The sequence below is a fragment of the Desulforhopalus sp. IMCC35007 genome (genome assembly GCF_005116575.1).
Classification (GTDB): Bacteria; Desulfobacterota; Desulfobulbia; order Desulfobulbales; family Desulfocapsaceae; genus Desulforhopalus_A.
Window position 1 is genome coordinate 398,275 of the sequence record NZ_SWCN01000001.1, and the last position, 12,374, is coordinate 410,648.

The following is a 12,374-nucleotide window of genomic DNA, read 5'->3' on the forward strand; positions in this document are numbered from 1 at the left end:
ATGCACTCCAGATGTGCTGAGTAGTAAAAAGCTATACTGCTTCCTCATTTTTCCCGTATTGAGCGGCCTTGATGCCTGCGAGCTCCTTCTCAATTTCATCGTCCAGGACGAGTTCGTCAAATTCATCGGTTACTGAAGGCTTTTTGGGGATATTGACAAGATCTGCCTCTGCTTCCATTTGCTCAATTCTGCTTTCGAGCTTGTCAAATCGAGCCATAGTGTCGGCACTGTCACTGCGCCTGATTTCTTCATGGGCACGTTTTTTACCACTTGCTCTTTTGTGCCGCTGCACGAGAAGTCGTTTTTTCTCTTTTGCGCTTTTCAGCTTTTCTTCAAGTTCAACAATATCTTTGTGATACTGCGCAAGAAGGTCTTTATAGCTGAGCAGTTCATTTTCCAGGGACTCGGCACTATCACTTAGACGACGCTTTTCAATGAGCGCCTCACGGGCCAGGTTGTCTCTGCCTTTCTCCACGGCAAGGGCTGCCCTCTGGGTCCAGAGGCTGATTTTTTCTTTGAGATTTTCAAGATTACGTTCAAGTTTTTTTCGTCCTGCTATGACACCTGCACAGGAGGATTTGAGTTCTATGAGGGTATCTTCCATCTCATGGATCATGAGTTTAATCATTTTTTCTGGATCTTCGGCCTTGTCGAGCATGGAGTTGATGTTTGAGCTGACAATATCTCTAAATCGTGTGAAAATTCCCATTGTAATTCTCCTGAATTAGTATCTTAGGTGGATGTTTAAGGGCGTGCACAAACTTGTTTTCCAAACACTTTGTTTCTCTGTTTGTCAGTGGTGGTAAAGCAGAAAGTGTGCCCAGGAGAGTGAAAAAATAAAAGTCCGTAAAAACCGTGTGTTGGTGACTTGTTCTTTTGTGTGATGCTGGTTATTTTCACCAGTAAGTGGTTTTTGAGACCTGGATTTGGCTAAATATCTGGAGGTGTGTCGTGGCGCAAAGGAGTAAGGAAGCTATAGGTCAGTCGGAGTCTTTTTTGGAATTTCAGGAGCGCCTGTCGAAGGTCGCCCCTGTTCATCGCCCCGTTCTTCTTTTGGGGGAACGAGGGACAGGCAAGGAGCTCGCAGCAAAAAGGCTGCATTTCTTATCAAAAAGATGGGAAGGGCCATTTATTACGCTAAATTGTGCAACTCTTTCCCCACATCTCATTGAATCCGAACTTTTTGGCCATGAAAAAGGCGCGTTTACCGGGGCGGACAGGAAGAGTACGGGACGGTTTGAGCTGGCCGATGGTGGCACCCTGTTTCTTGATGAAATTGGCTCGATCCCTCTTGAGGCCCAGGAAAAAATATTACGGGTTGTTGAGTACGGATTTTTTGAGAGAGTAGGTGGCGAAAAACCGGTTGAGGTTGACGTCAGAATTGTTTGTGCGACCAATGCAGATCTTGTCGCAATGGCTGAAAAGGAACAGTTTAAAAGAGACCTGCTCGACCGGCTCTCCTTTGAGGTTTTGTTTCTACCTCCTCTGAGAAATCGAGGAGAAGATGTGATGTTGCTTGCGCACTATTTTGGTTCAAGAATGGCCTATGAACTGGGACGCAGGGAGATGGTCTCTTTTACCAACGAGACAATCCGCCAACTCGAGCACTATAGCTGGCCCGGTAATATTCGTGAGTTAAAAAACGTTGTGGAGCGTGCCGTCTATCAGGCAGAGGGAAGTGTTATTTCCTCTGTCGTTTTCGATCCTTTTATCTCTCCTTATGCAGGTTCGCCATTGAAAAATTGTGACAATGCAAACCAGTCTGAAGAGCTGCGGCAGGTGAGAACTGAAGGGGGGCAGACGATGGACGAATTCCCGTCACTTGAGACCGCCGTCCGCGCGCTGGAAGTTTCAATGATACAAAAAGCCCTGGAGCGGCACCGTCATAACCGGACAAAAGCCGCGACCTCTTTAGGGCTGAGCTACGACCAACTCCGGGGTAAGATCCGTAAATATGGTGAAGAAATGTTTTAATTGTTTCCAGTGGGGTATTTCGTCATGACATCCGGAAATGTTTGTTCGCATAAAAAAACAGTTAGTCTTTTTCTTTCATGAGTTGATATACTTTTTCCCTCATTTCTACTACAGGCGGCTCGATTCCCGTCCAGAGCTTAAAGGCCGCGACTCCCTGATAGATTAACATACCGAGCCCTGCAACAGTGAGACATCCTTTCTCTTTTGCCACCTGTAAGAGCTTTGTCTCCCTGGGGTTGTAGACGATGTCTGCTACAATCAGTTCTTTTTGTAAAAATGAAGGATCGATGGGCAGGGCATCAATGTCGGGATGCATACCAATACTGGTGCTGTTGACGAGGATGTGACAACTCCCAAGAGCCTCTTTCTGGAAATGTATTTCACTTCCCACCGCTTCAGCGCAATGGCGTATTTTTTCATTTATCTCTGAGACCAGGCTTTGGGCTTTTTCTTGTGTTCTGTTGTAGAGAAAGATGTGTTCGGCTCCTTTAAAAGCCAGTGTCATACTAATAGCCCGGGCAGCACCACCTGCGCCGATGATGAAAAATCGTTTTCCAGCAACGGATATGTTCGCCTCTTCTTCAAGTGATTGGATAAAACCTTCTCCGTCGGTGTTAAACCCCTTTGATTTGCCATTTTCCATACAGATGGTGTTGACCGCACCAATGGTTGCAGCAATTGGGTCTATTGCATCAAGGAAATCCATGATGCCAATTTTATGAGGAATGGTGACATTAAGTCCCCCCACATTCATTTTAGAAAGGCCCTTAAATACGGTTCCCAGGTCTTCTGCTGACACCTCCACCGGGAAATAACAGCAATCCATAGAAAGCTTTTCAAAGGCGAGATTATGCATCGGAGGTGAAATGGTGTGCCCAAGCGGGTTGCCAAGAAGAACGTATAACTTGGTTTTTGTGGTCAGATCTCTCATAATGTTCAGCGGGAAGAGTGGTGTTCAAAATTATGCGAAAAAAACAGGTGATATATTTGCACAATTTTACTTACCAGAATATGTTTACGGAGCCAAGAAAAACCACCTGCAGACCCTTACCTGGTTTTTTTGTGCGCAATTTTTTTTAATAGTATGTTACATCGTGATTCCAGAAGAAAAACGATTTGTGGTTGATGCTTTTTTATCCTGAATATTTATTATGGCTGTTTCTATGTCTCTACTTAGCATTGGTGTTGCTTTTCTGGTTCTCCTTGTTGTCGCTCTCACCTGGTTTTTTATCTACTATTATGCAAATCCGGTACTCGATGCGCCTGATGGTATCGCTAAAGTGGTTGGCAATTGCGGGGACACGATGGAGATTGCCCTGAAGTTTAAAGACGGTCATGTTGCAGCGACCCAGAGTTGGACCAATGGTTGCTCCTTTAGTAAGCACTGCGTCGAAGCTGCAGCCTTACTTGCAAAGAATAAAACCGTTGATGAGCTGAAAAAAATCAACATGATATCCATTATGGACGTGACAGGGACCTTACCTGAAACGCATCTACATTGCGCCCAGCTTGCCGAAATAACCCTGCAGAGATGTGTTGAAAACTATCTGGAAGGCGGCACGAAAGCTGGTGGCACAATGTCGTAATTGAAAATCATTATCGTTTACGGTATCTTTTCTCAATTCCTGAGAAAGTTGGATAGTTGAGAGAAGGGCCTTTGAATTCCATTCGTGAAAACAGCAAATGATTTTTAACGCTATGGTTACGATTTTTTAATGTTGAGGAGGGAGTATGAACTACCCTGTCTGGTATCTGCCGGAAACCGGCGGTGGAATTTTAATAGCTTTGATTGCCGTTTTGCATGTCTTTGTCTCTCATTTTGCTGTGGGAGGGGGCTTGTATCTTATTTATGCCGAGAAAAAAGGATTAGCAGAAAACAGCCCGGCAATCCTCGGTTTTGTTAAAAAGCATGCACGGTTTTTCCTGCTTCTTACCATGGTGTTCGGTTCAATCACCGGGGTTGGTATCTGGTTTATTATAGCCCTGGTCAATCCGGCGGCCACATCTCTTTTGATTCACAATTTCGTCTTTGGCTGGGCGGCTGAATGGGTTTTCTTTGTCGTTGAAATCGCTGCGGCTTTTGTTTATTTCTATACCTTTGGGCGTATGGATTCCGCCACCCATATAAAAGTGGGCTGGATCTATTTTATTGCCGCCTGGATGTCTCTTTTTCTGATAAATGGCATCATAGGGGTGATGCTGACGCCTGGGATGTGGGCTGAAAACATGGATTTCTGGGTTGGTTTCTTCAATCCCAGCTTTTTCCCGTCTCTTTTTTTTCGCACCTTTATTGCTGTGATGATTGCAGCCTGCTACGGATATTACAGCGCCTCATTTGAAAAAGACCAGGACGTGCGCGAGAGTATGACCCGGTTTTCTGCAAAGTGGGCAATAGTGTCGATGGTCTTGATGATTCCATCAGCGCTCTGGTATCTGGCTGCACTTCCAGAGGCGGCGCACAACATGGTGATGGGTAAATCGCCCACCATTGCAGGAATGTTGCCCTGGGGACTTATCGGGCTGGTTGGAGTTCTTGTCATTATGCTGGCGGGAGGAATCTATCGACCTCGTTTTAACAGTAAGCCCGTGGCAGTTGTCTCACTTTTCTGTGCGCTTGCGGTTATGGGCACTTTCGAGTGGATAAGAGAGGCGGCCCGGCGACCCTATGTCATCAATGAAGTGATGTATTCCAACAGTATCCTGAAAAAAGACGCCGAACAGCTTAACACTGACGGTTACCTGCAGACGGCTCTCTGGGTTGAAAACAAGGCGGTGGGTACTGATAATATACTTGCCGCAGGGGAAGAGCTTTTTATCCACCAGTGTTATGCCTGTCACACCGTTAATGGCTTCAATAACGATATCGTCAAGGCAAGCCAGAATATGAGTTTTCGGGCACTCACCAAATATATTGACCAGATTCATCAGAAACGCTATTTCATGCCTCCTTTTATGGGCACTGACCAAGAAGCGAAGGCACTCGCTGCCTATATAGCAGGAAGTCTGCTTGGAAAAGAAATTGCGGAGGATTCTGTCACAACACAAGGGGCTTTTGCGGGGGCAGCAGTATTTGAAGAACACTGTTCTGCCTGTCATGTTGCAGAAGATCTTGCCCCGGCTTTTGACGGTGTAGCGTTCGAAGAAATTTCCCTTATGCTTGGAACACTCAATGAGCTTTCAGATGAAATGGAGCCTTTTGCTGGAAGCGATGAAGAAAAAGAAATGTTGACGGGCTATCTTGATTCTTTAAACAACCCCGATGACTCCCAAGGTATTTCTGAGACACCTCAGATGGGCGGAGAGCTGGTTTTTGAAGATCATTGTTCCGCCTGTCATGTTGCAGAAGATCTTGCTCCGGCTTTTGACGGTGTAGCGTCCGATGAAATTTTGGTAATGCTTGGAACACTCAATGAGCTTTCAGATGAAATGGAACCTTTTTCTGGAAGTGATGAAGAAAAAGAAATGTTGACGGGCTATCTTGATTCTTTAAACAACCCCGATGAGTCTCAAGATACCTCTGAAACGGTCGAGGTGAGTGGAGAGTTGCTTTTTGAAGATCATTGTTCTTCCTGTCACGAGATTCAGGCAATGGGCAAAATTATGACAGGTCAGGGAAAAACCGAAATCTTCACCATGCTTGGTAAGCTCAATGAGCTTTCAGATGAAATGGAGCCGTTTTCTGGCACTGCAACAGAGCAGGAGATTCTTGCGGAATATTTAGAAAACTTGAAGAGGGGAGGGCAATAATGGATCAGTTCATTGTTCCACAAGCGGATCTGATACCTGTGAGCTGGGGCTGGTTACAGTTTTTGTTGCTCCTGACCTTTCCTCTCCACCTGCTTGCTATGAATGCTATGGTTGGGGGCCTGGCCATCGGAATCATCCAGCATATAAAGGGTGGAGATGTTCAGAAAAAACTGGCACACCGGATTGCGGTGGCACTTCCACTGGTTATCGCTTTTGTTGTTAACTTTGGCGTGGCGCCGCTTCTGTTTCTCCAGGTTCTCTACGGCCAGTTTGTCTATTCCAGTGCTGTGCTAATGGGGATTTTCTGGATTCTTATTATCCCTATCTTAATCGTTGGTTACTACGGGGCGTATCTCTATGATTTTAAATTTAAAAGTCTTGGGGGATTTGGGCCTGTTATCGCCATCTGTGTCTTTATTTTTCTCCTTGTGATTGCGTTTTTCTTTTCGAACAATATGCTGCTGATGAGTTTGCCGGAACGTTTTACAGAGTATTTCAGTCAAAAAAACGGAACTCAGCTCGTTACCGACCATGCGACCTTCTGGCCCAGATATCTCCATATGGTCTGTGGGGCGTTGGCTGTAGGTGGCCTTTTTGTTGGTTTGCTTGGGCGGTTCAGAAAAGATGAAGACCCTGAACTCGCAAGACATAGCGAGCGACTGGGAATGAAGGTGTTTTTTGTTTTAACCCTCGTCAATGTAGTTATCGGATTCTGGTATTTGTTTTCTCTACCCAAAGAGCAGATGATGCTTTTTATGGGGAAGAATCTTGGTGCGACCCTCGTCTTGCTTATTGCATTCCTGGCCGTTGCAGGTGCACTTGCTGTTTCCTATACGAAAAAGCTCTGGCTTGCATTTTTCCATGCAGTCCTTCTTGTGGTGTTGATGACCTTTATCCGGAGTTGGCTCAGAAGCGGCTATCTCAGTGATTATTTCACCCTTGATCAACTGCAGCTGATGCCGCAGTATTCGCCGTTTCTCATGTTTCTTCTGACCTTGGTGGCAGGTCTTATCTGCATTGCCTGGTTGCTCAAAAAGACTGCAGAGGTCTTTGCATCCGAGGGGAATTAACAACATGTTTTTGTCGATTCTGGCTGTAAAATACCTTCAGCATTGAGACAAGCCTTCAGTATCTTTTGAGACTGGAGGCTTGTCTTCCCTTGTTGTAACCCTCCCTGTGGTAATCTTCTCTTTACCTTTTTTTATGCACAATAGTTGTCACCTCAAGTAGTGGAGCCTGACATTTATTCATCAATGAAGCAATTGTACTATTTTTAGTTTGAATACTTGTTCTGGTAAGATAACATACAGTTGGTTCATCTCTGACGGAAATAACTGTCTGCTTGAGCGGCCAAAGGGGGCCACGGCCGCAACTTAAAATGATATCGCCAGTATAGCTCGATGTGGATCTTTTAAATATTACAGGAGAAGTGTAAATGAAGCCGAAGATCTTAACCACTTGTTTTGTTGTGTTGTGCCTGGTAATGGTGCTTCCCATTGTATCATTTGGGGTGGGCGGTGAGGGTCAGGTGGAACTGTTGTCGAATCAGCCGGTTGAAAATGGGGCTGCCGTAGAGCCTGAAACAATCGTTCCCCGCAAACGATTTTTATCGAAATGGCTCCATCTTTTAGACGGTGAGGAGGAGGGTGAGCTGCACAAAAGCAGTGTTCTTGCCTTTGCTCCCAAGGTTCCTGGGGATTTGGCCCGGGTGATAAATATTGCCGGTGGAGAAAAAGGTTTTCGGGGTGTTTTTCTTGTCCTGATCAAGGTTTTCGCGGCTCTTGTGTTAGGAGGACTGGTCAATTATCTGCTTAAAAAAATGTTTAAGGTTCGTTTGCAGGCTGTAAGACATCTTGCCCCCCCTGACGGTAAGGGTGCTTCGAAGTTTGTCGCAGGGCTTCTGCGCAGTCTTCCTGAATATGCTTCATTATTTCTTTTTGCCGTTGTTGCTACTCTGATTTTTCTTCTTCTGGCACAGGGGATGTCCATTGAAGGCCGGATGATCTATCAGCTTATTCTGGGTATTATCGTGATGTATAGAGTATTTCACCTCCTCGGTGTACTGATCTTTTCACCCCACGACAAGAGTGTTCGACTCGCCAACCTCAATGACTCACTTGTCAAACCCTTGTATCTCGCGTTTACAATAATATTGACCGTTTTGGGCTCGGTTCTTCTGCTGGGTTACTGTTGTAAAGAGTTGGGCGCAAGACCTCAGACAGTATCGTGGATTGCCATTGTTCTTGGAACGGTTGTGCTGCTCATTGTTGCAGGCGTTGTTCTATTTCTGCGTAAACCGGTTTCGGATTACCTCTTAAAAGGGTCGCAGGCTGGACCGGTTAGCTGGATGCAACAACAGGGAGCACTGTTCTGGCATTTACCGGCACTGCTCTATATTGCCATTGTCTGGTTCATCTGGGTGGGGCAGGAGACTACAGGGACCGTTATGCGTAATGGCTCTTTTGTGGTCAGTGTCCTTGTCGTTCCTCTGTATTTTGTCCTCAGTTATTTCGCACGGATCTTGATTGAAGCTGTGGTTGTCTCTTTAGAACTCGGCAAGTTAGGTGCACGAGATGACAACGATGAGGATGAATTTCCCGAGGAAGAGGCGATTGATAAAAACAGTATCATTTCAAAGCGTGTCCATTCGGTTTTTCGTTTCTTCCTGATTTTTCTCCTTTTTGCATGGGTTTGTAGTCTGTGGGGTTATAACTTCCCTTTTGCGACCCAGGCCATGAAGGCCCTCTTTGAATCGCTGGTAACTGTTGCTCTCGCTCTTGTCTGTTGGCGATATGCCTCTACCTATATCGAAGCTAAAATGGTAGATACCGTTGCTGAAGTGAGCCCTGAACAGCAGGATATTGACGATGAATTCGGTGGTGCGTCACCACGGGGTCGGAGCCATACCCTGCTGCCACTTGTGCGCAAGGTGATTGGCTCGACCCTGGTCGTGATGGTTGGCTTGATTGTGGTCTCTTCACTTGGAGTAAATATTGGCCCCTTGCTTGCGGGTGCAGGGGTTCTGGGTCTTGCTGTCGGATTTGGTGCCCAAAAACTGGTTTCAGATATCCTTTCCGGGTTCTTTTTTCTGCTCGATGATGCCTTTCGTGTGGGTGAGTATATTCAGGCGGGTAAAATAAAGGGTACGGTTGAGTCGATAACTCTTCGAAATGTACTCCTCAGGCATCACCTTGGCATGCTGCAAGTTGTTCCCCATAGCGATCTCGGTGCTGTGACCAACTATATGAGAGGCGGGATTGTCATAAAATTCCCCCTTGAATTCCCGTATGATACTGATATCGATAAGGTGCGGAAAATAATCAAAAAGGTCGGCCAGGAGATGTTGGTTGATGAAGAGCTGGGTGATGGCTTCATTCAGCCGCTAAAATCCCAGGGAGTTAATGAAATTACAAATTCTGTTATGGTCATCCGGGTTAAATTCACGGCCAAACCTGGTAAACAGTTTCTCATTAAACGTGAGGCATTTCGCCGTATCACGGAAGCCTTGGGTGCAAAAGATATCCACTATGCCCACCGCAAAGTAATTGTCGATTTCCCTTCAGATTCAACTGATCTGGCCTACGACCAACAGTTGAAAAGAAAGGCTCTTGAGGCTGGTGCCGCATCAGTTGTTATCGAAGAGTCCCTGGCCCCCAAAGAAGAAGAGCCAAAGGAGTAGTTTTTTCTTTAGGTCTTACATGATAAAAAAATGGTGGGATGTTCGAAGAAAGACACAGGGTTGGGCTACTTTGCAGCAAGAGACATTTGTTCTGCCGTTTGCCCTGAATCGCAACGGGTGGTTTCCTGTGGCCCTTTTTTTTAAAGGATGGTGAGCGGTTTCAAGGAAGTCATGGCATTGTAATTGTCATTGTTTTGCCACCGTACAGGTGTACAGAGTCATGGGCGCGAAGGGTGACTTCCTTGATGTCTATAGGTATCTTTACATGGGAGAGACTGCGGGTAAAGGGTTGTTCGGCTACATGAGGGTGGTGCAGAGTCCGGGTTGCAAGAAGATTGCCGTTCTGGTCCCTGATCTCCCAGCTGTCGGCGTAGTGGTCCCAGCCCTCATCTGCGTGGTACACCGTCACTTCAAAATTAAAGGTTCCGTCGCTTTGTTTTGTCACTTTTACATCGGTGATATCTGCCTTTCCGGCATAGAGGCTTGCTGGCAGGAATAATACAAGAAGAAGGAGAAGGTGTAATATGCAGTTCATGGTTTTTCCCTGGCTGGTCGTGCAAATGTGCAAATAATCGGCTGGATACTTGTCCGATTTTTTTTTTGATATCACTGCCATCCTACACCACAAATTAATGGACAAAATTTACTAAGGTGTGGTGTTCGCCGTCGAGTTCCTGATTTATAATATTATGAATTTTCTCCCAGTCACCGCCTGCAAGGCCGGCTCCAATTTTCGGGTAAGCTATACGTTTTCCAGCAAATTCTTTCTTTATTCTTTTAAAAAGCTGCTGAACTGCCGAGTAATCGACGAGAGGTGGCGTACCAGAGTATTGGAATTGGGTATATCCGTTAACAATGGTTATGGGGTGATCATTTTCTATTACGCTGGCTGATGAAAAGTAGCCGAGCTTGTTTCTGTCTCCCTTGGTGGTTAAAAGATCTGCTGCATAGGCTTCGGGGAACTGAAGTTGTATAGCATGAGCGATTCCTGCGGACATTGTGCAAAAGCAGTTACATCCATGGACAATCACGTCAAATTCGCCCTGTATTGCAAGGGCGATGAGGTCCCCGTCGATCGTTCGGTTTTGAGTCAATCCCACTTTATTTATCCTTTTTAAGAGGTGTGTCGTATAGTTTGACTAACTCCTCAAGAGTTTCGTAGCTTTGAGCCCCGGTGAGTTTATGGTGCCCCATAATAAAGGTTGGTACCGCAGTGATCTGTTTGAACCTTGACTCAGCCCAGTCAAAATCGACCTTCTCTGCATAACTTCTGGTCATGAGAACTTCTTGGGCTTTTCCCTTGTTGAGTCCTGATTTCTCTGCAAGACGTAAGAGTTCAGGGATTTTAGCGAGATTAATACCATCTGCAAAGTAGGCATGAAAAGCGTTCAGGTGAAAAGTGTCACCTTGCCCTTGATCCTCAGCCCACAGTCCAAGCTCCTGAGCCAGTCGGGTGTTGTAGGTCATGGTTCTGGCATTAAACGGTAAGTCGAGACTTTTCGCTGTTTTTTGCAGCTCAGCCACCATGATGCTGATTCTCTCTGTTGTCGTGTTGAACATATCACTCAGTAAGATACCTTCCTCAGGAGTCTCGGGATGGAGCGGAAAGGTTCGCCACTTTACCGTCAGATTAAATTTTTTCTGCAGTTTTTCAATACGCCCGGTAATGAAGTAACAGTAGGGTCAGATATAATCTGAAAATATTTCCAGTACCTTGGTTTCTGTCATGGTCTATCCATTATAATTATTTTACAATCGTCAGCGCCTGCTGGCCCTATTTCTGAACAGCTTCAATTGCTTGCAATCACCTCACAGTTATTACAACGGTGAAGGTGATGCCTTGACTATGGGCTCGGCGGGTTAAAGAAAAGTAACGCCTGTCTCCCTGCAACAACACTAAGTCTGCAATGGCTGGATATCAATATGCCGGGTTATATAAGAACTTGGCTCGAGGCAGAGCAGAAGGGGAAAACTGGAGATTGTCGAGGCGTTATTGGGTGATTTTGTTGTACCTGGTGAGGATGCGATCAAGGGCATTGGCAAAAGTCTGCAGGTCTTTTTTATTCAGCGGGGGTGGCCCGCCTGTGTCCATGCCGTTTGCCCGGAGGTTGTCCATAAAATCACGCATGCTCAGGCGATCGGCAATATTTTCTTTGGTATAGAGCTGTCCTCTGGGATTTAGAGCCTGACAGCCTTTTTCAATGACTTCTGCTGCAAGTGGGATATCACTGGTGATCACAAGGTCGTGTTGTTCTAGCCGTTCAACGATGTAATGGTCGGCAACGTCATCGCCTGAGGGGACGACGAGGGTGCTAATGAGCTTTGAGGGTGGAGTGCGTATTGGTCTGTTTGCAACGAGTGTAACCTCTGTTTTTGTCCTTTCGGCGGCGCGAAAGAGTATTTCTTTTGCGCCTGCAGGACAGGCATCCGCGTCCACCCAGATTATTATTCTTCGCATATATGCACAGAAAAAAACCTCCCGATAGTATCGCACCAACATCAGGTACAATGTCCGGGAGGTTTAAGGAGCTGATCTGAGGCCAAAAAGCGAGAAGCTATTCTTCGTAGCCTTTGCCGTTACAGGTAGGACAGGTTTGGTCTGGAGTGCATTGCATGTCATCTGCGCCGTCGCCTGAGCCACTCCACTCTGAGCTGGTCTCACAAACACCTTCTATGATTTTTTTGCCTTGACATGTTGGGCATGGTGGACGATTTTCTACGGTCATCTAATTCTCCTTTAACATGGGTATGGGTTGGTTGCTACAATATACTCTTTAAGGTTTTTCTTCCTCAATATAGTCTTTTAGTTTTTTGAGCAACGAGTCAGGAAGTTCCCGGTTATACATAAATGCCTCGGCTTCCTCGCCGCTGATTTGCTCTTTAATTTCGAGAGGGAGCGAACGAAGTACAGCTACTCTTTGGGGATCCGGTTTTTCTTTTTTTTCACTGTCCATTATGTACCCTCTTGTTTCTC

At 45.9% G+C, this 12,374-nt stretch carries 12 protein-coding genes and 1 pseudogene; 5 read left to right on the top strand and 8 right to left on the bottom strand.

The annotated features are described in order from the left end of the window. Window positions 1–31: 31 nt before the first annotated feature. The gene (gene pspA / locus FCL48_RS01710) at window positions 32–709 is read right to left on the bottom strand and encodes a phage shock protein PspA (RefSeq protein ID WP_136870505.1); all 678 of its coding nucleotides are present in this window, start codon (window positions 707–709) and stop codon (window positions 32–34) included. A 242-nt stretch (window positions 710–951) separates the two neighbouring features. Here pspA and pspF point away from each other — a divergent pair, with 242 nt between their 5' ends. Beyond that, entirely contained in the window at window positions 952–1,974 is a 1,023-nt protein-coding gene (gene pspF, locus FCL48_RS01715) for a phage shock protein operon transcriptional activator (protein ID WP_136870506.1), read from the top strand. Between the two features lie 61 nt (window positions 1,975–2,035). On the opposite strand, the gene aroE is transcribed toward pspF, so the two are convergent. After that, a complete protein-coding gene (gene aroE / locus FCL48_RS01720) occupies window positions 2,036–2,905 on the bottom strand; it encodes a shikimate dehydrogenase (RefSeq protein ID WP_136870507.1) in 870 nt (289 codons plus the stop codon). Between the two features lie 232 nt (window positions 2,906–3,137). Here aroE and FCL48_RS01725 point away from each other — a divergent pair, with 232 nt between their 5' ends. From FCL48_RS01725 to FCL48_RS01740, 4 genes are all read left to right on the top strand, one after another. Continuing rightward, entirely contained in the window at window positions 3,138–3,560 is a 423-nt protein-coding gene (locus tag FCL48_RS01725; protein WP_169309031.1) for an iron-sulfur cluster assembly scaffold protein, read from the top strand. 145 nt (window positions 3,561–3,705) lie between these two features. Continuing rightward, a complete protein-coding gene (locus FCL48_RS01730; protein WP_136870509.1) occupies window positions 3,706–5,721 on the top strand; it encodes a c-type cytochrome in 2,016 nt (671 codons plus the stop codon). After that, window positions 5,721–6,791 carry a hypothetical protein gene (locus FCL48_RS01735; protein ID WP_136870510.1) on the top strand — a complete coding sequence of 357 codons (1,071 nt, stop codon included), beginning with the start codon at window positions 5,721–5,723 and terminating at the stop codon, window positions 6,789–6,791. Before FCL48_RS01730 ends, FCL48_RS01735 begins: the two co-directional genes overlap by 1 nt. Before the next feature lie 365 nt (window positions 6,792–7,156). Then, window positions 7,157–9,400 (top strand): mechanosensitive ion channel family protein, encoded by a 2,244-nt coding sequence (locus FCL48_RS01740; protein WP_136870511.1) that lies wholly within the window; start codon window positions 7,157–7,159, stop codon window positions 9,398–9,400. A 169-nt stretch (window positions 9,401–9,569) separates the two neighbouring features. Here the strand turns inward: FCL48_RS01740 and FCL48_RS01745 are convergent, their stop codons facing one another. The 6 genes and pseudogenes from FCL48_RS01745 to FCL48_RS01770 form a co-directional block, all read right to left on the bottom strand. Then, complete coding sequence (locus FCL48_RS01745) at window positions 9,570–9,935, bottom strand: hypothetical protein (protein WP_136870512.1); 366 nt, start codon at window positions 9,933–9,935, stop codon at window positions 9,570–9,572. A gap of 94 nt (window positions 9,936–10,029) precedes the next feature. Further along, window positions 10,030–10,500 (bottom strand): macro domain-containing protein, encoded by a 471-nt coding sequence (locus FCL48_RS01750; protein WP_240744705.1) that lies wholly within the window; start codon window positions 10,498–10,500, stop codon window positions 10,030–10,032. A gap of 1 nt (window position 10,501) precedes the next feature. Further along, window positions 10,502–11,071, bottom strand: a pseudogene (locus tag FCL48_RS01755) (DsbA family protein); the annotation flags it as partial. Between the two features lie 319 nt (window positions 11,072–11,390). Beyond that, window positions 11,391–11,849, bottom strand: coding sequence for a YaiI/YqxD family protein (locus FCL48_RS01760; protein WP_136870546.1), 459 nt, complete (start codon window positions 11,847–11,849; stop codon window positions 11,391–11,393). A 106-nt stretch (window positions 11,850–11,955) separates the two neighbouring features. Further along, window positions 11,956–12,126, bottom strand: a complete 171-nt coding sequence (locus FCL48_RS01765; protein ID WP_136870514.1) for an ankyrin — start codon at window positions 12,124–12,126, stop codon at window positions 11,956–11,958. A 48-nt stretch (window positions 12,127–12,174) separates the two neighbouring features. Next, window positions 12,175–12,354: a hypothetical protein gene (locus tag FCL48_RS01770; RefSeq protein WP_136870515.1), complete on the bottom strand. Its 180-nt coding sequence runs from the start codon at window positions 12,352–12,354 to the stop codon at window positions 12,175–12,177. Between the last annotated feature and the right edge of the window lie 20 nt (window positions 12,355–12,374).